The 20,270-nt window shown below is 63.4% G+C and carries 16 protein-coding genes; 10 read left to right on the forward strand and 6 right to left on the reverse strand.

Annotation, left to right across the window (positions count from 1 at the left end; translation table 11 throughout):
- Positions 1-138: 138 nt before the first annotated feature.
- Positions 139-2,448 (reverse strand): Tex family protein, encoded by a 2,310-nt coding sequence (locus tag AC1RTB_RS12760; protein WP_492878541.1) that lies wholly within the window; start codon positions 2,446-2,448, stop codon positions 139-141.
- Positions 2,449-2,792: 344 nt separating this feature from the next.
- On the opposite strand from AC1RTB_RS12760, the gene AC1RTB_RS12765 reads away from it, so the two are divergent.
- Entirely contained in the window at positions 2,793-3,146 is a 354-nt protein-coding gene (locus tag AC1RTB_RS12765) for a DUF423 domain-containing protein (protein WP_492878540.1), read from the forward strand.
- A 203-nt stretch (positions 3,147-3,349) separates the two neighbouring features.
- On the opposite strand, the gene AC1RTB_RS12770 is transcribed toward AC1RTB_RS12765, so the two are convergent.
- Complete coding sequence (locus AC1RTB_RS12770; RefSeq protein WP_492878539.1) at positions 3,350-4,762, reverse strand: helix-turn-helix domain-containing protein; 1,413 nt, start codon at positions 4,760-4,762, stop codon at positions 3,350-3,352.
- Positions 4,763-4,928: 166 nt separating this feature from the next.
- Between AC1RTB_RS12770 and AC1RTB_RS12775 the strand changes: the two genes are divergently transcribed.
- The 4 genes from AC1RTB_RS12775 to scpA all read left to right on the forward strand — a co-directional run bounded on the left by AC1RTB_RS12775 (position 4,929) and on the right by scpA (position 11,386).
- The gene (locus AC1RTB_RS12775; protein ID WP_492878537.1) at positions 4,929-5,510 is read left to right on the forward strand and encodes a biotin transporter BioY; all 582 of its coding nucleotides are present in this window, start codon (positions 4,929-4,931) and stop codon (positions 5,508-5,510) included.
- Positions 5,510-7,042: an acyl-CoA carboxylase subunit beta gene (locus AC1RTB_RS12780; RefSeq protein ID WP_492878535.1), complete on the forward strand. Its 1,533-nt coding sequence runs from the start codon at positions 5,510-5,512 to the stop codon at positions 7,040-7,042. Before AC1RTB_RS12775 ends, AC1RTB_RS12780 begins: the two co-directional genes overlap by 1 nt.
- A gap of 11 nt (positions 7,043-7,053) precedes the next feature.
- Entirely contained in the window at positions 7,054-9,057 is a 2,004-nt protein-coding gene (locus AC1RTB_RS12785) for an acetyl-CoA carboxylase biotin carboxylase subunit (RefSeq protein WP_492878533.1), read from the forward strand.
- Positions 9,058-9,244: 187 nt separating this feature from the next.
- Complete coding sequence (gene scpA, locus AC1RTB_RS12790; protein WP_492878531.1) at positions 9,245-11,386, forward strand: methylmalonyl-CoA mutase; 2,142 nt, start codon at positions 9,245-9,247, stop codon at positions 11,384-11,386.
- Between the two features lie 66 nt (positions 11,387-11,452).
- On the opposite strand, the gene AC1RTB_RS12795 is transcribed toward scpA, so the two are convergent.
- The 3 genes from AC1RTB_RS12795 to hemN form a co-directional block, all read right to left on the reverse strand.
- Entirely contained in the window at positions 11,453-12,349 is an 897-nt protein-coding gene (locus AC1RTB_RS12795; RefSeq protein ID WP_492879014.1) for a UTP--glucose-1-phosphate uridylyltransferase, read from the reverse strand.
- A gap of 149 nt (positions 12,350-12,498) precedes the next feature.
- Positions 12,499-13,845 (reverse strand): UDP-glucose dehydrogenase family protein, encoded by a 1,347-nt coding sequence (locus AC1RTB_RS12800; protein WP_492878529.1) that lies wholly within the window; start codon positions 13,843-13,845, stop codon positions 12,499-12,501.
- Between the two features lie 86 nt (positions 13,846-13,931).
- Positions 13,932-15,281 carry an oxygen-independent coproporphyrinogen III oxidase gene (gene hemN / locus AC1RTB_RS12805; protein WP_492878527.1) on the reverse strand — a complete coding sequence of 450 codons (1,350 nt, stop codon included), beginning with the start codon at positions 15,279-15,281 and terminating at the stop codon, positions 13,932-13,934.
- Positions 15,282-15,430: 149 nt separating this feature from the next.
- Here hemN and AC1RTB_RS12810 point away from each other — a divergent pair, with 149 nt between their 5' ends.
- The gene (locus AC1RTB_RS12810; RefSeq protein ID WP_492878525.1) at positions 15,431-16,156 is read left to right on the forward strand and encodes a Crp/Fnr family transcriptional regulator; all 726 of its coding nucleotides are present in this window, start codon (positions 15,431-15,433) and stop codon (positions 16,154-16,156) included.
- Positions 16,157-16,162: 6 nt separating this feature from the next.
- On the opposite strand, the gene AC1RTB_RS12815 is transcribed toward AC1RTB_RS12810, so the two are convergent.
- Positions 16,163-16,642 (reverse strand): hemerythrin domain-containing protein, encoded by a 480-nt coding sequence (locus AC1RTB_RS12815; RefSeq protein WP_492878523.1) that lies wholly within the window; start codon positions 16,640-16,642, stop codon positions 16,163-16,165.
- 153 nt (positions 16,643-16,795) lie between these two features.
- Between AC1RTB_RS12815 and ccoN the strand changes: the two genes are divergently transcribed.
- The 4 genes from ccoN to ccoP are packed head-to-tail and all read left to right on the forward strand — an operon-like array spanning position 16,796 to position 20,181.
- Positions 16,796-18,412 (forward strand): cytochrome-c oxidase, cbb3-type subunit I, encoded by a 1,617-nt coding sequence (ccoN, locus tag AC1RTB_RS12820; RefSeq protein ID WP_492878521.1) that lies wholly within the window; start codon positions 16,796-16,798, stop codon positions 18,410-18,412.
- 10 nt (positions 18,413-18,422) lie between these two features.
- The gene (gene ccoO, locus AC1RTB_RS12825) at positions 18,423-19,154 is read left to right on the forward strand and encodes a cytochrome-c oxidase, cbb3-type subunit II (protein WP_492878519.1); all 732 of its coding nucleotides are present in this window, start codon (positions 18,423-18,425) and stop codon (positions 19,152-19,154) included.
- Positions 19,155-19,164: 10 nt separating this feature from the next.
- Positions 19,165-19,314 carry a cbb3-type cytochrome oxidase subunit 3 gene (locus tag AC1RTB_RS12830; RefSeq protein ID WP_492878517.1) on the forward strand — a complete coding sequence of 50 codons (150 nt, stop codon included), beginning with the start codon at positions 19,165-19,167 and terminating at the stop codon, positions 19,312-19,314.
- A 3-nt stretch (positions 19,315-19,317) separates the two neighbouring features.
- Positions 19,318-20,181, forward strand: a complete 864-nt coding sequence (gene ccoP / locus AC1RTB_RS12835; protein ID WP_492878515.1) for a cytochrome-c oxidase, cbb3-type subunit III — start codon at positions 19,318-19,320, stop codon at positions 20,179-20,181.
- Positions 20,182-20,270 lie beyond the last annotated feature (89 nt).

Consider the following 20,270-nt stretch of genomic DNA (forward strand, 5'->3'; position numbering starts at 1 on the left):
CCCCCGATCGACGGGGGAGAGGAAGGCGATGGCAGCGCCTACGCTTAATCAGCTTGGGTTCCTCGCCCCCACAAAGTGGGGGAGAGGTGGTTCGCGAAGCGAAACGGAGAAGGGGAAGCGCCGACCTCTCCGACGATCCTACTTCCGCTTCATAGCCTCCAGCAGCGCCGCACCAAAGGCGCCCTGCTGTTCCGGCTTGTTCTGTTGCGGCTTGGGCGATGATGAGCTGAACTTCATGTCGCGGGCCTTGGCAGGCGCTGCCGAGCGCGGGGCCGGCTCGCCGCCATCCTTGCGCATGGTAAGGCCGATGCGCTTGCGCGGGATGTCGACCTCAACGACGCGGACCTTGACCACATCGCCGGCCTTCACCACCTCGTGCGGGTCCTTCACGAACTTGTCGGCGAGCTGCGAGACATGGACGAGGCCGTCCTGATGCACGCCGATGTCGACGAAGGCGCCAAAGGCGGCGACGTTGGTGACGGTGCCTTCCAGCAGCATGCCCGGCTTCAGATCCTTGATGTCGTCGATGCCGTCGGCGAAGGTCGCGGTCTTGAAGCCCGGACGCGGATCGCGGCCCGGCTTTTCCAGCTCGGCGATGATGTCGCGCACCGTCGGCAGGCCGAAACGCTCATCGACGAACGCGCGTGGATCGATGGCCTTCAGCGCAGCACTGTCGCCCATCAGCTGGCGCAGGTCGCGGCCGCAGGCGGCGACGATCTTCTTGGCCACGCCATAGGCTTCGGGGTGGACCGAGGACGCATCGAGCGGTTCCTTGCCGTCGCGGATGCGCAGGAAGCCGGCGCATTGCTCGAAGGCGCGCTGGCCGAGCCGCGGCACGGCAAGCAGGTCGCGGCGCGTGGCAAACGCGCCCGAGGCATCGCGATAGGCAACGATCGACTCGGCGAGCGACGGCCCGAGGCCCGACACGCGCGCCAAAAGCGGCGCGGAGGCCGTGTTGAGGTCGACGCCGACGGCATTCACCGCGTCCTCGACCACTGCTTCCAGCGAACGGCCAAGCCGGTACTGGTCAACGTCGTGCTGGTATTGGCCAACGCCGATCGACTTGGGCTCGATCTTGACCAGCTCGGCGAGCGGGTCCTGCAGGCGGCGCGCGATGGAAACGGCCCCACGCAGCGACACGTCGAGATTGGGAAACTCGGCGGCAGCCGTGGCGGAGGCCGAATAGACCGAAGCACCGGCCTCGCTGACGATGACCTTGGTCGGCTTGGCGCCGGGCATCTCAGACAGCATGTCGGCGACCAGGCGCTCGGTTTCGCGGCTGCCGGTGCCGTTGCCGATGGCGATCAGTTCGACCTTGTGGCGGATGATCAGCCGGGCAAGCTCGGCCTGGGTGCCGCGCACATCGTTCTTCGGCGGGAACGGATAGACGGTGGTGGTGTCGAGCACCTTGCCGGTGGCATCGATGATCGCGACCTTGACGCCGGTGCGGATGCCCGGATCAAGGCCCATCGTGGCGCGCGAACCGGCGGGAGCCGCCAGAAGCAGGTCCTTGAGGTTGCGCGAAAAGACGCGGATCGCCTCTTCCTCGGCGGCCTCGCGCAGGTCGCGCATCAGGTCGAGCGACAACGACAGCGAAAGCTTCACGCGCCAGGTCCAGCCGGCGACAGTCATCAGCCACTGGTCGCCAGGAAGCGTTGCGCCAATCGCATAGGCGGCAGCGATCATGCGCTCGACCGGCTTGACCGGCGAGGTGTCGTCGGCGTCGATCTCCAGATCGAGCGACAGCACGTCCTCGTTGCGGCCGCGCAGCATGGCGAGCGCGCGGTGGCTCGGCACGTTGGCCCAGCGCTCGGAATGGTCGAAATAGTCGGAGAACTTGGCCCCAGCTTCCTGCTTGCCGTCGACGACGCGGGCCCGCATCACCGCGCGCTCCTTCATGTGGCTGCGCAAGCGGCCCAGAAGCTCGGCGTTTTCGGAAATGCCTTCGGCGACGATGTCGCGCGCGCCTTCGAGCGCTGCCTTCACATCCGCCACGTCGCCAACGACATAGGCCTCTGCCAGCTCGGCAGGGACCTTGGAGCGGTCGGCCAGGATGGCCTCCGCCAGCGGCCCGAGCCCGCGCTCCCTGGCGATCTCCGCCTTGGTGCGACGCTTGGGCTTGTAGGGCAGGTAAATGTCCTCAAGCTCGGCCTTGGTGGTGACGGTTGCGATGCGGATCGCCAGATCGTCGGTCAGCTTGCCCTGGCTTGTGATGGATTCGACGATCGCCGCGCGCCGCGCTTCAAGCTCGCGCAGATAGGCCAGGCGCTCGGACAGATTGCGCAGCTGGGTGTCGTCGAGGCCGCCGGTGACCTCCTTGCGGTAGCGCGCGACGAAGGGCACTGTCGCGCCCTCGTCGAGCAGTCCGACCGCGGCCACGACCTGCTCGGGCTTCGCATTGATCTCGGCCGCGATGATCGCAGCGATTTTCCTGTTGTCGCCAGCCATGGAATCCTGGTGCCTGTTGAACGGTGCGCGAACATAGTGACTGCGGGGCCGAACGCCAAACGGCCAATCGGCCGCGCTTGTTCAAGGTCCACAGGAAAGCGGCGAGGCTGCGGCAATCGGCGCGAAGTGCACGACAATGATGGCATATAAAGATACCCCCACCCCTAACCCCTCCCCACAAGGGGGAGGGGGACCACTTCCGACGGTCGCGGCCTCATGAGGACAAGCGACCAATGGTTGGTGCGGACAGGCTCAGCATATTCCCCTCCCCCTTGTGGGGAGGGGTTAGGGGTGGCCTCGTATAGGATTGACCGGCCAAGAACCGACAAGCGGGAGACAACTAGATGAAATTCGACCGAACCCTGTTTGTTGCCGGCGCGTTGTTTGGCGCCATGGGCGTGGCGCTGTCGGCGGCGGCCAGCCATGGCGGCAGCGTCAATGTCGCGACGGCAGCGAATTTCCTGCTCTTTCACGCCCCTGCCCTGATCGCACTGTCGCTGGTCGTCGCCAGCAGCAGAATTCTCCACATCGGCGCAGCCATTCTGCTCGTCGCGGTCCTACTGTTTTCCGGCGATCTGCTGGCCCGCGAATATCTTGGCCAGCGGCTGTTTCCCTTCGCCGCGCCCGTCGGCGGCACCGGCATGATCCTGGGCTGGCTGATGCTGGCGGTCGGCGGGGTGGTAGCGCGCAGGGACTAGGCTCGGACCGGCTTGCGCCGCCCCTCATCCGCCTGCCGGCACCTTCTCCCCGTAAGGACGGGGAGAAGGGACACTGCGGCACCGTCGCCACCACATTCTTTTGCTTGCTCGTCGCCGGACAGTAACGGGACGAAGCTCCACGCTGACGCCCCCCTCTCCCCGTCCTTCACGGGGAGAGGGTAAGGGTGAGGGGCAATTCAGCGTCAGCCGATCCGGTACGGCAGCGGATGCCTGACGTCCTTGTCGATGACCAGCTTGCGCTTGAGCGGCGGCACGGCGCGTTGCTGGCAATTGGTGCGCTCGCAGATGCGGCATGAAATGCCGATCGGGTCGAAGGCGGTCTTGCTGCCCAGCTCCAGCCCGTCGGCATAAACGAAGTCCCGGGCGTAGGCGACCTCGCAGCCAAGGGCTATGGCATAGCGGCGATGCGGCGCGTTGAAGCCGCCGCCGCCTTTGGAAATCTCGGTGGCGATGCAGAGATAGCGCGCGCCATCGGGTGTTTCGGCGAGCTGGCGAATGATCCGGCCCGGCGTCTCGAAGGCCTGATGCACGTTCCATAGCGGGCAGGCAGCGCCAAAACGGGCGAACTGCAGCTTGGCCGCACTGTGGCGCTTGGTGATGTTGCCGGCGCGGTCTATGCGGGCAAAAAAGATCGGCACGCCCTTGTAACCCGGCCGCTGCAAGGTGCTGAGGCGGTGCGCGACCTGCTCGATGCTGGCGCCGAAATGCGCCGCCAAAAGCTCGAGGTCGTGGCGCAGCTCGCCCGCTGCCTTCATGAAGACCTGATAGGGCAAGGTCAGTGCGCCGGCGAAATAGTTGCGCAGGCCCATCTTGCAGATCTCAAGCGCCTCCGAGGTGCGGAAATCGGCCGTCCGCGCGATCTGCGCCACCTCTGTTTCCATCTCCATCTCGGCGATCTGGAAGGCGATCTGGAAGCTGCGGGTGGCGACAGGCGAATAGGTGTTGAGGAACAGCACGCCCGATTTGGGATCGAAGCGCCGCAATGCGTCATCGTCGGCGGCGGCACGGGCGATGCGCACGCCATGACGGCTTTCGAGATGTCCGGCCAGCGCCGCGTAGCTGTCGCGCTCGCCGATGCCGAGTTCATGGGCCAGCCGCTCGGCGGCGATGTCGAGGCTGTGGATGTAGTTGTCGACAAAATGGAAGAAGTCGCGCACTTCCTCGTAAGGCGTAGGCTCGGTCAGGCCGATGCTCTTGCCCAGCGTGTCGTCGAGGCTGGCGAGCTGCTCGCTGTTGCGGCGATAGGCCTGGTGGGCGGAGATCAGCGCCCGGGCGAAACCCGGCGCGTTCTGCGTCACCAGCTTGAGCTCCTGCAGATTGGGCGCGTAGTTTTCGAACAGCGGATCGCTGAGCGCCTCTGATAGAGCCGACAACAGCCGGTCGCCGTCGCCTTGCGAAATCTCCGTGATGTCGATCTGGAATTTTTCGGCGAGCGCAAGCAGCACGGAAGCCGAAACCGGACGCTGGTTGTTTTCGATCTGGTTGAGATAGCTGGTCGAGATGCCGATGCGTTCGGCAAAGCTCGCCTGCGTCAGCTTGTTGGCGTCGCGCAGTTCGCGCACCTTGCGGCCGATATAGAGTTTGCGTGACGCCATGTTTGCAAATTCGCAATTTACAGTTCTCGGATTTGTATATTATGCTTTCGCACACTTTCAAGCGTTTTCCTGCGCGCGCCATGGGGCTATTGCGCCAACTTCGCCGCTTGCCGCCGATGCGGCGAGAGGCCATTGTTTTTCAATCTCGTAGCGCGGGAGAAAGCTCATGACGCTCTACCAAGCCGCAGCCAGCAGGCCAACCAGCCGGCTCACCACTATGGATGTCGTTGCCGTCGTCGCAGGTTCGCTGCTTCTGACGCTGTCGGCCAAGGTCCAGGTGCCGTTCTACCCCGTGCCGATGACCATGCAGACACTTGTCGTGATCGGCCTTGGCCTGGCGCTCGGTCCGGTGCGTGGCGCTGCGGCGGTCGCGCTCTACCTGATGCAGGGCGCGCTTGGCCTGCCGGTTTTCGCCGGCACGCCGGAAAAAGGCATTGGCCTCGCCTATATGATGGGCCCCACGGGCGGTTATCTCCTGGGTTATCTGCCCGCAGCCCTGCTCGCCGGATGGCTGGCCGAGCGCGGCTGGGACCGCAGCCCGATTTCCGCCATGGCAGCTGCCCTGCTTGCCGCGGCAGTCATCTACGTGCCCGGCCTGCTCTGGCTCGGCTCGGTCATCGGCTTCGACAAGCCGGTGCTGGCCTTCGGCCTCTTTCCCTTCATCCCGGGCGACATCGCCAAGGCCGTGCTTGCGGCCATCGCGTTCCCCACCGCCTGGAAATGGCTTTCGACAAAGGGCATGAACTGATGCGCGCCGTTCTCGAACAGCTTGAAGCCCGCCGCTCGGAAGCCCGCCTCGGCGGTGGCCAGAAGCGCATCGACGCCCAGCATGCCAAGGGCAAGCTGACGGCGCGCGAACGCATCGACGTGCTGCTCGACGAAGGTTCCTTCGAAGAGTTCGACATGTATGTCACCCACCGCACCACCGAGTTCGGCATGGCCGAGCAAAAGGTGGCAGGCGACGGCGTCGTCACCGGCTGGGGCACCATCAACGGCCGCCAGGTTTATGTCTTCAGCCAAGACTTCACCGTGCTCGGCGGCTCGCTGTCCGAAACCCATGCCCAAAAGATCTGCAAGATCATGGACATGGCGATGCGCAACGGCGCGCCCGTCATCGGCCTCAACGATTCCGGCGGCGCCCGTATCCAGGAAGGCGTGGCCTCGCTCGCCGGCTATGCCGACGTGTTCAAGCGCAATGTCGACGCCTCGGGCGTGGTGCCGCAGATCTCCGTCATCATGGGCCCCTGCGCCGGTGGCGCCGTCTATTCGCCTGCCATGACCGACTTCATCTTCATGGTGCGTGACTCCTCCTACATGTTCGTCACCGGCCCGGACGTGGTGAAGACCGTCACCAACGAGATCGTCACCGCCGAAGAACTCGGCGGCGCGCGCACCCACACCTCGAAGTCGTCAGTCGCCGACGGCGCTTATGAAAACGACATCGAAGCGCTGGAGCAGGTTCGCCTGCTGTTCGACTTCCTCCCACTCAACAATCGCGAGAAGCCGCCGGTTCGGCCGTTCCACGACGACCCGGCGCGGCTGGAGAAGCGTCTCGACACGCTGATCCCCGACAGCGCAGCAAAACCCTACGACATGAAGGAACTGATCCTGGCGATCGCCGACGAAGGCGACTTCTTCGAGATCCAGGAGGCCTTCGCCAAGAACATCATCACCGGCTTCATGCGCATCGAGGGCCAAAGCGTCGGCGTGGTCGCCAACCAGCCCATGGTGCTGGCCGGCTGCCTCGACATCGACTCTTCGCGCAAGGCGGCGCGTTTCGTCCGTTTCTGCGACGCGTTTTCGATCCCGATCCTGACTTTGGTCGATGTGCCGGGCTTCCTGCCGGGAACGGCACAGGAATATGGCGGCGTCATCAAGCACGGCGCCAAGCTTCTCTTCGCCTATTCCCAGGCGACAGTTCCCATGGTCACGCTGATCACGCGAAAAGCCTATGGCGGCGCTTACGACGTCATGGCGTCCAAGCATATTGGCGCCGACATCAACTACGCCTGGCCGACCGCCGAGATCGCGGTCATGGGTGCCAAGGGCGCGACCGAGATCCTTTACCGCTCGGAACTCGGCAATCCCGAAAAGATCGCCGCGCGCACCAAGGAATATGAAGAACGCTTCGCCAATCCCTTCGTCGCCGCCGAGCGCGGTTTCATCGACGAAGTGATCATGCCGCATTCGTCGCGCCGCCGCATCGCTCGCGCCTTCGCCGCCCTGCGCGGAAAGAAGGTCGAAGCGCCGTGGAAGAAGCACGACACGATTCCTTTGTGAGCAGGTCAAAAATGTTCAAGAAAATCCTCATCGCCAATCGTGGCGAGATCGCCTGCCGGGTCATCAAGACGGCGCAGAAACTGGGTATCGCAACGGTCGCTGTCTATTCCGACGCCGACCGCGAGGCGCTGCATGTGAAGATGGCCGACGAGGCCGTCCATATCGGGCCAGCACCGTCGAACCAGTCCTACATCGTCATCCAGAAGATCATCGACGCGGTGCGCCAAACGGGCGCAGATGCGGTGCATCCGGGCTATGGCTTCCTGTCGGAAAACTCGAACTTCGCCGAAGCGCTGAAGGCCGAGGGCGTCGCTTTCATCGGACCGCCGCCGGTTGCGATCGAGGCGATGGGCGACAAGATCACCTCCAAGAAGATCGCGGCCTCCGCCGGCGTGTCGACCGTGCCTGGCCATATGGGCCTGATCGAGGATGCCAATGAGGCGGTGAAGATCGCCAACCAGATCGGCTATCCCGTGATGATCAAGGCCTCCGCCGGCGGCGGCGGCAAGGGCATGCGCATCGCCTGGAACGACGCCGAGGCGCGCGAGGGCTTCCAGTCGTCGAAGAACGAGGCGAAATCGTCGTTCGGCGACGACCGCATCTTCATCGAAAAATTCGTCACCCAGCCGCGCCACATCGAAATCCAGGTGCTCGGCGACCAGCACGGCAATCTGCTTTATCTCGGCGAGCGCGAATGCTCGATCCAGCGCCGCAACCAGAAGGTCATCGAAGAGGCGCCCTCGCCCTTCCTTGACGCTGCCACCCGCAAGGCGATGGGCGAGCAGGCCGTGGCCCTGGGCAAGGCGGTCGGCTATTTCTCGGCCGGCACTGTCGAATTCATCGTCGACGGCGACCGCAAATTCTACTTCCTCGAGATGAACACCCGTCTCCAGGTCGAGCATCCGGTGACCGAGCTGATCACCGGCATCGACCTCGTTGAGGAGATGATCCGCGTTGCCGCAGGCGAAAAACTGCGCTTCGGCCAGGACGACGTGAAATTGAACGGCTGGGCGATCGAAAGCCGGCTTTATGCCGAAGACCCCTACCGCAACTTCCTGCCCTCGATCGGCCGCCTGACCCGCTACCGCCCGCCGGTCGAAGGCAAGCGCGACGACGGCACGGTGGTGCGCAACGACACCGGCGTGTTCGAGGGCGGCGAAATCTCGATGTATTACGACCCGATGATCGCCAAGCTGTGCAGCTGGGCGCCGGATCGCGCCACCGCCATCGAGGTCATGGGCCGCGCGCTCGACGATTTCGAGGTCGAGGGCATCGGCCACAATTTGCCGTTCCTGTCGGCCGTCATGGACCATCCGCGCTTCCGCTCGGGCGCCATCACCACCGCCTTCATCGCCGAGGAATATCCCGACGGCTTCTCAGGCGTTGCGCCTTCCGAAGCTGATGCCAAGAAGCTTGCCGGTGTGGCAGCACTGATCAATTTGTCGATGCAACGCCGTGGCGCCCAGATTTCCGGCGCGCTTACCAATCACCAGCGCCCGGTGGGTGCCGACTGGGTGGTGACGCTCGGCGGTTTCACCCTGCCGCTGCAGGTCAAGGACGGTGCCGACGGCACGGTTGTCGCGTTCGACGATGGCACCGCGCTTGCTGTGTCGAGCGACTGGCTGCCTGGCCATTTGCACGCCAACTTCGCCGTCGACGGCAGCTTGATCGGGGTCAAGACCGCGCGCTCGGGCACCGGCTGGCGCCTGCGCTGGCGCGGCATGGACGTGGTGGCGCATGTGCGCAGCCCGCGCGTCGCCGAGCTTGCTAGGCTGATGCCGGTCAAGCTTCCGCCTGATACCTCCAAGCTGCTGCTCTGCCCGATGCCCGGCGTGGTAACATCGATCCTGGTCAAGCAAGGCGACGAGGTCGAAGCTGGCCAATCGCTGGCGACAGTCGAGGCGATGAAGATGGAAAACGTGCTGCGCGCCGAGCGCAAGGGCACGGTCAAGCGCGTGGCGGCAACCGCTGGCGAAAGCCTCGCCGTCGACGAACTGATCATGGAATTCGAATGATGGTTGAGCACAGCACCCCCACTCCGGTTTGCTGCGCAAACCACCTCTCCCCCTGCCCGGGGGAGAGGAACGCCATTTCTGCCCGGGCGCGCGGCTCGCGATTTGCGCTTCCTCTCCCCCGGGCAGGGGGAGAGGTGGCCCGAAGGGCCGGTGAGGGGGTGATTGCTCCCGTTTTCAGGAGGCCCCAATGACCGACAAACCGACAATCGACACCTGGAAAAAGCTCGCCGAACGCGAGATCAAGGCGTCGCCGGATACGCTTGTGTGGAACACGCCCGAAGGCATCGACGTCAAGCCGCTCTACACGGCCGATGATCTCTCCGGCATCGACAGTCTCGATTCGATGCCCGGCTTCGCGCCGTTCCTGCGCGGCCCGCGCGCCACGATGTATACCGGCCGCCCCTGGACCATCCGGCAATATGCCGGCTTCTCGACGGCGGAGGCCTCCAACAACTTCTACCGCAAGGCGCTTGCCGCCGGCCAACAAGGCGTGTCGGTGGCCTTCGACCTTGCAACCCATCGCGGTTATGACAGCGACCATCCGCGTGTCGAAGGCGATGTCGGCAAGGCCGGCGTTGCGATCGACTCGGTCGAGGACATGAAGATCCTGTTCGACGGCATTCCGCTCGAAAAGATCTCCGTGTCGATGACCATGAATGGTGCTGTGATCCCGATCCTTGCCAGTTTCATCGTTGCCGGCGAGGAACAGGGCGTGCCGCGAGAACAGCTCTCGGGGACCATCCAGAACGACATCCTCAAGGAGTTCATGGTCCGCAACACCTACATCTACCCGCCCGAGCCCTCGATGCGCATCGTCGCCGATATCATCGAGTACACGGCCAAGGAGATGCCGAAGTTCAACTCGATCTCGATCTCCGGCTACCACATGCAGGAAGCCGGCTCGACGCTGGTGCAGGAACTCGCCTTCACGTTGGCCGACGGCCGAGAATATGTCCGCGCGGCACTCAACAAGGGCCTCAATGTCGACGAGTTCGCCGGCCGGCTGTCGTTTTTCTTCGCCATCGGCATGAACTTCTTCATGGAGGCCGCCAAGCTGCGCGCCGCGCGCCTGCTGTGGTCGCGCATCATGACCGAGTTCGAGCCGAAGAAGGCGTCGTCGCTGATGCTGCGCACGCACTGCCAGACCTCCGGCGTGTCGCTGCAGGAGCAGGATCCCTACAACAACATCGTGCGCACCGCCTTCGAGGCGATGTCGGCGGCACTGGGCGGGACGCAATCGCTGCACACCAACTCCTTCGACGAGGCGATCGCCTTGCCGACCGAGTTTTCGGCCCGCATCGCCCGCAACACCCAGCTGATCCTCCAGCATGAGACCGGCGTGACCAAGGTCGTCGATCCGCTGGCCGGCTCCTATTATGTCGAGAGCCTGACCAATGATCTCGCCGAAAAGGCCTGGGCGCTGATCGAGGAAGTCGAGGCCATGGGCGGCATGACCAAGGCGGTCGCCACAGGCCTGCCCAAGCGCATGATCGAGGAAGCGGCGACACGCCGCCAGGCCGCCGTCGACAAGGGCGAAGAGGTCATCGTCGGCGTCAACAAGTACCGGCTCGAGCAGGAAGACCATCACGACATCCTCGAGATCGACAATTCCGCCGTGCGCCTGTCGCAGATCGAGCGCATCGAGCGCACCCGGCGCCAGCGCGACCCCAGCCGCGTCGAGGCTGCACTGGCAGCTCTCGAAAAGGTCGCCCGCAGCGGTGAAGGCAACATGCTTGCCGCCGCCGTGGAAGCCTCCCGGGCGCGGGCCACTGTCGGCGAGATTTCCGACGCCATGCGCCGCGCCTTTGGCGATCATGTTGCGGTGCCCGAAGTCGTCGACAACGTCTATGGCCAGGCCTATGACGGCGAGCCGGAATTCAAGACGCTGGTTTCGCGTCTTGATCAGTTTGCCGCGACACTCGGCGAGAAGCCGCGCATCATGGTGGCCAAGCTCGGCCAGGACGGCCACGACCGTGGCGCCAAGATCATCGCTTCTGCCTTCGGCGACATCGGCTTCGAGGTCATCGCCGGACCGCTGTTCCAGACGCCCGGCGAGGCCGCCGATACGGCAATCGCGTCCAAGGTCCATGTTGTCGGCATGTCGTCTTTGGCCGCCGGCCACAAGACGCTCGCCCCGCAGCTGGTCGAGGCGCTGAAGGCCAAGGGCGCTGAAGACATCATCGTGGTGGTCGGCGGCGTCATCCCACGCCAGGACTACGAGTTTCTGCTCGACCATGGTGTCGCAGCCGTTTTCGGTCCCGGCACCAATGTGCTCGACGCGGCACGCGCCGTGCTCGACCTGATGGAAGGCAAGCGCCGCAATGAGTAAGCCGGCTTACAAAACAAAAGAAGGCCCGCTTGCCAAACGACAAGCGGGCCTTTCTTTGCGAGCCGATCAGGCCGGCATGTTTTCGCGGTCATGCTCGGCGATCATCTCGCGCAAGGCTTCGAGCACCGAACCCTTGAGATCGTTGCGCTTGAGCGCGAAGGCGACATTGGCCTGGATGAAACCTTCCTTAGAGCCGCAGTCGAACATCCGGCCGGCGAACGGCCGGGCAAAGAATGCCTGGCTTGCGGCAAGGCGAACCATCGCGTCGGTCAGCTGGATCTCGCCGCCGGCGCCGCGCGCCTGGGTGCCCAGCAACGTGAAGACTTCCGGCTGCAGGATATAGCGGCCGTTGATGTAGAAATTCGACGGCGCATCGGCCGGCTTCGGCTTTTCGACCATCGCGGTGACCTCGAAGCCCGAGCCTGTAGCAGCACCCTTGCCGACGATGCCGTATTTGTTGGTCTCGTGCGGCGCGCACTGCTCGACGGCGATGACATTGCCGCCGGTCTCGCCATAGAGTTCCATGATCTCGGCGAGGCAACCGCGCTTGCCGAACGACACCATGTCGGGCAGCAACAGCGCGAAAGGCTCGTCGCCGATGATGTCGCGCGCGCACCAGACGGCGTGGCCAAGCCCGTGCGGCGCCTGCTGGCGGGTGAAGCTGGTGGTTCCCGGCACTGGCAGCAGGCTCTCCAGCGACCTGAGCTCGTGGACCTTGCCGGCCTGTTCAAGCGTGCCGATCAGTTCGGGATGAAGGTCGAAATAGTCCTCGATGACCGCCTTGTTGCGGCCCGTCACGAAGACGATGTGCTCGATGCCGGCCTCAAGTGCTTCGTCGACTGCATATTGCACCACAGGCCGATCGACGACCGGCAGCATTTCCTTCGGCATCGACTTGGTCGCCGGCAAAAACCGCGTGCCCAGACCCGCGACCGGAATGACGGCCTTCCTGACTTTCCTGATTGCCATAAAGTTCTCCCCGTTCTTGCATGCTTTTCGGACGTATTCTTACGTGTAGGTAAGAACCGTTGGATGCGGCTATTGTTCCGAACTGATGACAATATTGAGGCAGCCTGAATCGGCAGCCTCGGGATAAGCAATCAACAAAGATTTCAGTATGTTGCGGTCAGGCCGGCCTTTCGCCCGATACTGATGTAGTCGATGCCGTGGCGGGCGAGGACACGCGGGTCGTAGAGGTTGCGGCCGTCGAAGATGACGGGGGTTGCAAGCGCCTGCTTGATGATTTCGAAGGACGGTGCCCGGAAATTCTTCCACTCGGTGGCAATCAGCAGCGCGTCGGCACCGCGCAGCGCCGCCTCCTTGGTGCCGCACAGCAAAAGATCGTCGCGCTGGCCGTAGACGGTCTGCGCCTCGTTCATCGCCTCGGGGTCATAGGCCTGGACCTTGGCACCCGCCTGCCACAAAGCCTCCATCAGCACGCGGCTTGGTGCCTCGCGCATGTCGTCGGTGTTGGGCTTGAAGGCGAGCCCCCACAAGGCAAAGGTCTTGCCGGCGAGATCGCCGTTGAAATAGCGCGACAGCTTGTCGAACAGCACCGCCTTTTGGGAATTGTTGCGCTCTTCGACCGACTTCAGCAGCGTCGCATCAAAACCTATGCCATCGGCGGTGCGGATCAGCGCGCGCACGTCCTTGGGAAAACACGAGCCGCCATAACCGAGACCGGGATAGATGAAGTGGTAGCCGATGCGCGGGTCCGAGCCGATGCCCTTGCGCACCTCCTCGATGTCGGCGCCGAGCAGCTCGGCGAGGTTGGCCATCTCGTTCATGAAGCTGATCTTGGTCGCCAGCATGCAATTGGCGGCATATTTGGTGAACTCGGCCGAGCGCACATCCATCACGACCATCTTTTCGTGGTTGCGGTTGAACGGCGCGTAGAGCTCGCGCATCACCAATTCGGAAGCTTCGTTTTGGGTGCCGATGATGATGCGGTCGGGCTTCATGCAGTCGGCGACCGCCGAGCCCTCTTTGAGGAACTCCGGGTTCGAGACGACGTCGAAGGCAAGATCCTCGCGGGCACGGTCTCTGAGCACTTCGGCGATCTTCTGGGAGACCTTGTCAGCGGTGCCAACCGGCACTGTCGACTTGGTCACGACGATCTTGGGGCCAGCCATCTCGCCGCCGATCACCTCGGCCACCGACAGCACATATTTGAGGTCGGCCGAACCGTCCTCGCCCTGCGGTGTGCCGACAGCGATCATCTGGATCTCGCCATGCCTGACAGCCATCGCCGCATCGGTGGTGAAGACGATGCGCCCTGCGGCATGGTTGTCGCGCACCAAAGCCTCGAGCCCCGGCTCGAAGATCGAGATCAAACCCTGGTTCAGCTGCTCGACCTTGTCTGCGTCGATATCGACGCAGACCACGTCATGGCCGACCTCGGCCAACACCGCCGCCTGCACAAGCCCGACATAGCCAATTCCAAATACCGTCAAGTACATCCGGTCAAATCCTGTTGCCGAGCACCTTCACGCACGGGGGTGATACAGGATTTGTTACGGTCCACCAATCGGAACGTTGGTTCGCCTCATACCGCAATCGAATGACGCGCCGTACCCTCGCCGAGATAGGAGTCGAAGGCGGCGGCGATCGAACGGACGAAGGGTTTGCCGCGTTCTGTGACGACAAAGCGGTTGCCGGCGCGGACAAAGACGCCGTCGCGATCACTGGCGGCAAGCAGCTCGGCCTCTGTGATCACGCCGCGCGCGGCATCACCGAACAGGCTGAGAAGCGCGCAGCGCGAGAACGAGAAATCGCACATCAGCCGTTCGATGACCCAGGCGCGCATGCGGTCGGCATTGGAAAGTGCAAAGCCGCGCACAGTGGCCAGGCCGCCGGCCAGCACGCGGCGCTCATATTCACCCGTCGCCGGCATGTTCTGGACATAGCCTTGCGGCAGCAGGCCGATCGAGGAAGCGCCCAAGCCGATCAGCGCGTCGGCCTGGTCGGTGGTGTAGCCCTGGAAATTGCGCCGCAAGGTGCCGGAGCGCGCGGCAACCGCAAGACTGTCTGCGGGAAGCGCGAAATGGTCCATGCCGACGGCCTCGTAACCCGCGGCCAGGATGCGTTGTGATGCCGCCTCCGCCTGCTCCAGCCTGGCGGAGGCATCGGGAAGCAGCGCCTCGTCGATCATCGTCTGGTGCTTCTTCATCCAAGGCACATGGGCATAGCCGAACAGCGCGATGCGGTCGGGCCGCAACGACAGAAGCTTGTCTGTCGTCGCAGCGATACTTTCCAGCGTCTGGTGCGGCAGGCCGTAGAGCATGTCGAGATTGACCGAACGCACGCCGCGCGCGCGAACCGCGTCGACAACCGCCTTTGTCTGCTCAAAGGTCTGCTCGCGGTTGATTGCCTGCTGCACGCGTTCGTCGAAATCCTGCACGCCGAGGCTGGCCCGCGTCATGCCGATGCTGGCCAGCGCATCGAAACGCGCCTCGTCCATGTCGTTGGGATCCATTTCGACGCTGATCTCGGCATCGGATGCAAATGCAAACTTGTCGCGCAGCCTGCGCCCAAGCGAAAGAATATGCTCAACCTTGAGCATCGTCGGCGATCCACCTCCAAGGTGCAACGCACTGACATTCAGCTTGCTTCCGCAAAGTGAGGCCACTGCATCGATCTCGCCGGCAAGCGCGATCAGGTAGCTGAGAATCGGGTCGTATTTCCGCGTCTGCTTGGTGTGGCAGGCACAGAACCAGCACAGCCGGTCGCAATAGGGAATATGGACATAAAGCGATGCGGAAGCGCCTTTGGGCAGGGCCCGCAACCAGCTGCCATAGGTCGTTGCCGAGATTGCCGCGTTGAAATGCGGCGCGGTCGGATAGCTGGTGTAGCGCGGCACCGGCGCGGCGTATTTTTCGACGAGTGTGCTGTCCATGATCGTCTCCATCAACGACCAAGGATCCGACGGACGCTACGTCAGCGCCTTGACCTGGATCAATAACTCCCCGGCGGCGGACACAATGACACGTTCCTTTTGCCGCCCGCGGTCCCTAGGTTGAGCAAATCAGACGGTCGGACAACGCGATGACCCTTCGGCAAGACATTCACAATTCTGAGATACCGGTGCTGTGCCGAGCCTGCGAGGCGCGGCATCGCGGCGTTTGCGGCGCGCTGTCGCCAGAGCAGCTCATCGAACTCAGCCGCCATTCGACCAAGCGCAAGATCGAGGCCGGCACGGAACTCGTTTCCGATGCCGGCAACATCGACAGCTACGCCAATATCCTTGCCGGCGTCGTCAAGCTGACCAAGACCCTGCCCGACGGCCGCCAGCAGATCGTCAGCCTTCAATTCGCACCCGATTTCATCGGCCGGCCATTCAAGCGGGAAAGCACGATCAGCGCCGAGGCCGCCACCGCCGTCTCCGTCTGCGCCTTCCCTAAGACATCGCTCGACCGGATGATCGAACAGGCGCCTGAACTTGGCCACCGGCTGCACCTCCAGGCACTCGACGAACTCGACGAGGCGCGCGACTGGATGCTGACGCTCGGGCGCAAGACGGCCGCCGAGCGCGTCGCCTCCTTCCTGCATCTCATCGCCCGTCACAGCGACCCCGAAGTCGAAAGCGACGGCGAAGTCAGTTTCGAGCTGCCTTTGACCCGCGCCGACATCGCCGATTTTCTCGGTCTCACCATCGAAACCGTCAGCCGGCAGCTGACCAAGCTGCGCAAGGACGGGCTGATCGCGGTCGAAAACAACCGCCACATCACCGTTTTCGACGTCGCCAAGCTGGAACGCCGCGCCAACGTCTGAACGGCGTCACTCACGCGGCGACAGCTGGGCCAGCACATGGTCGCGCTCGAAGGCGACATGGCGGCGAACCGCGCCAAAAAAGCCGCGCAACATGAAACCGAGTGTTTCGGGATTCGCTGCCCGGCGATTCCGCGCGGCAATTCGCAAGGCATCCCGCAACTCGGCGGCATAGCCCTCGTCCTCGAAATGCTCATGTTTCAGCCGCGCGATGGTTTTGCGCACCTCGGCACTTTGTTCGAGGCTCGCGGCGAAGTGTGGATAGACCCGTTCCTCCTCGTAACGATGGACCTTGGACATCTGCGGCCCCAGCGCCCGCGCCGCCAGCAGGCACTCGCGACGGTTAAGCCCGCCAGGCAATGAGTCGGCGATCGCCTCCAGCCTGTCGCAAAGGGCGAGTTTAGCCGCATGCGCACGCCGCATGACGGCAACGGCGTCGAGTATAGCTGCATGCTCCGATCCGGTTCTCAATTCGTAGCGCGCATTCATACTGTTTCGCGTTTCCTTTCGTACTCTAAGGCTGTTCTGACAAGCGGCACTTGACCTTGATCCAGATCAAGGCAGTGTGGGTAATTGTCATGGATGTGTGCCGTCTGGCGCCGACGCGAGCTTTCGGCGCTCAGCTACCGTCGGGGATCGCTCATGAAATACGGATTCGAAGTCATCTTGCTGGCACTGGGGGCGTTCATCGCCTTGCTAGGTGTCGCCTTCGCGCATGACAGCCAGTTCGGCGCTCATATGTGGGTGCTGTTTTTCGCTCTGGCGGCAGGCGCCATCGTCTTGATGCGCACCTCCAACTACGCGCCGGTCGACATCCTCGCCGAGGACAAGTCGGCCTATATGGACGGGCCGGTGCGCTACGGCGTCGTCGCCACTGTGTTCTGGGGCGTCGTGGGCCTGCTCGTGGGCGTGGTCGTCGCGGCCCAGCTTGCCTTCCCCGATCTCAACATCGAGCCGTGGCTGAATTTGGGGCGCCTGCGCCCGCTGCACACCTCGGCGGTGATCTTCGCCTTCGGCGGCAACGCGCTGATCGCCACGTCATTCTACGTTGTCCAGCGTACGTCACGCGCGCGCCTCTTCGGTGGCGACCTCGCCTGGTACGTGTTCTGGGGCTACCAGCTGTTCATCGTCATGGCGGCGACCGGCTATCTGCTCGGCATCACCCAGAGCCGCGAATATGCCGAGCCCGAATGGTATGTCGACATCTTCCTGACGGTCGTCTGGGTCGCTTATCTCGTCGTCTTCCTGGGCACGATCCTGAACCGCAAGGAGCCACATATCTATGTGGCCAACTGGTTCTATCTCGCCTTCATCATCACCATCGCGATGCTGCACGTCGTCAACAACCTCGCCGTGCCGGCGTCTTTCCTCGGCTCGAAGAGCTATTCGCTGTTTGCCGGCGTGCAGGACGCGCTGACGCAGTGGTGGTACGGCCATAACGCCGTCGGCTTCTTCCTGACCGCCGGCTTCCTCGGCATGATGTATTACTTCGTGCCCAAGCAGGCCGGACGTCCGGTCTATTCCTACCGGCTGTCGATCATCCACTTCTGGTCGCTGATCTTTCTCTACATCTGGGCCGGCCCGCACCATCTGCACTACACCGCCCTGCCCGACTGGGCGCAAACGCTCGGCATGGTGTTTTCGATCATGCTGTGGATGCCGTCCTGGGGTGGCATGATCAACGGCCTGATGACGCTGTCGGGCGCCTGGGACAAGATCCGCACCGATCCGATCATCCGCATGATGGTCATCGCCATCGCCTTCTACGGCATGTCGACCTTCGAAGGCCCGATGATGTCGATCAAGGCGGTCAACTCGCTCAGCCACTACACTGAGTGGACCATCGGCCACGTCCATTCCGGCGCGCTCGGCTGGAACGGCATGATCACCTTCGGCGCCATCTACTTCCTTGTGCCGCGCCTGTGGGGCCGCGAACGGCTCTATTCGATGCGGATGGTGACCTGGCACTTCTGGCTCGCGACCCTCGGCATCGTCGTCTACGCCGCCGTCATGTGGGTCGCAGGTATCACGCAAGGGTTGATGTGGCGCGAATACAACGAGCAGGGTTTCCTGGTCTATTCCATCGCCGAGAGCGTGGCAGCCATGAAGCCCTACTACATCGTCCGCACGATCGGCGGCCTGATGTACCTCGCCGGCGCGCTGGTCATGGCCTGGAACGTCTACATGACGATCCGCGGTCACGTGCGCGAAGAAGAGCCGATGCCCGGCGCCGCACCAGCCCTCCAGCCTGCGCAGTAAGGAGCCCGACATGGCACTGCTCGACAAACACAAGATCATCGAGAAGAACGCGACGCTCCTGCTGGTCGGAACGCTGCTGGTTGTCAGCATCGGCGGTATCGTCCAGATCGCGCCTCTCTTCTATCTCGAAAACACCATCGAGAAAGTCGAAGGCATGCGTCCCTACTCGCCACTGGAGCTGGCCGGGCGCAACATCTACATCCGCGAAGGCTGCTATCTCTGCCACAGCCAGATGATCCGGCCGTTCCGTGACGAGGTGGAGCGCTACGGCCACTACTCCCTGGCGGCCGAGTCGATGTACGACCATCCCTTCCAGTGGGGATCCAAGCGCACCGGCCCGGACCTCGCCCGTGTCGGCGACCGCTACTCCAACGAATGGCACGTCCAGCACCTGATCGAGCCGCGCTCGGTGGTGCCGGAGTCGATCATGCCGAGCTATGCCTTCCTCAAGGAAACGCCGGTTGTGGTGAAAAACATCAGCTACGACCTGATCGCCAACCGCCGCGTCGGCGTGCCCTACAGCGACGAGATGATCGCCAGCGCCGAGGCAGACATGAAGGCACAGGCTGACCCCAATGCCGACACGTCAGGTCTTCTGGCGCGCTATCCCAAGGCCAAGCTTGGCGATTTCGACGGCAACCCGGCGGCACTGACCGAGATGGACGCGCTTGTCGCCTACCTGCAGATGCTTGGCACCTTGGTCGACTTCTCGACCTACGACCCGGCCACCGGCTACCGCTAGGAGATTTGTCATGGACTACAACACCTTGAGACATTTCGCCGACAGCTGGGGGCTGCTGGCGATGACCGTCTTCTTCATCGGCGCGGTGATTTTCGCGCTTCGCCCCGGCAGCCGCGAAGCGGCCGAACAGGCCGCACAAATTCCGCTCAAGGAGGACTGATCTGTGAGCGAAAAACAAATCGACGAACTGTCCGGCGTCGAGACCACCGGACATGAATGGGACGGCATCACCGAGCTCAACAATCCGATGCCGCGCTGGTGGCTGTGGACCTTCTACGCCACCATTGTCTGGGCTTTGGCTTACACCATCGCCTACCCGGCCTGGCCGATGATTCGTACCGCCACCACTGGCGTACTGGGCTATTCCAGCCGCGCGGACGTCCAGGCCGAGCTCACTGCCGCCGAAAACGCCAAGAGCGCCTATGTCGAGGCCGTGAAGAGCAAGAGCGTCAGCGAGATCATGGCCGACGAGAACCTGCGCCAGTTCGCCACGGCTGCCGGTTCGGCTGCCTTCAAGGTCAACTGCATCCAGTGCCACGGCTCGGGCGCGCAGGGTTCGCCCGGCTTTCCCAACCTCAACGACGACGAATGGCTGTGGGGCGGCAAGGTCGACCAGATCTACCAGAGCGTTGCGCACGGCGTGCGTTTTGCCGGCGACGAGCAGACGCACGTCTCGGAAATGCCGGCTTTCGCTGAAATCCTCCAACCGCAGCAGGTCAACGAGGTTGCGGCCTATGTCGCAAGTCTCGGCGGCAAGGCCGACACCCCCGATCTGGTGCCTGCCGGAGCCAAGGTCTTCGCTGACAATTGTGCCGTCTGCCATGGCGACAACGCCAAGGGCAACAAGGAACTGGGCGCCCCCAACCTGACCGACGCGATCTTTCTCTATGCCTCCGGGCAGAACGCGATCGCCCAGCAGGTACGCCATCCCAAGCACGGCGTCATGCCGGCCTGGGGAGCACGACTTGGCGACGTGAAGGTCAAGGAGCTTGCCATCTTCGTCTATTCGCTCGGCGGCGGCGAATAGCCCTCCACCGCCGACGGGTGGGGACGAAAGGCAAGGCAGGCTCGGCAGAAATGCCGGGCCTCGACGCGTAGAAAAACCCAGGCTTGACC

It is taken from the genome of Aminobacter sp. GW821-FHT11F06 (assembly GCF_058808215.1).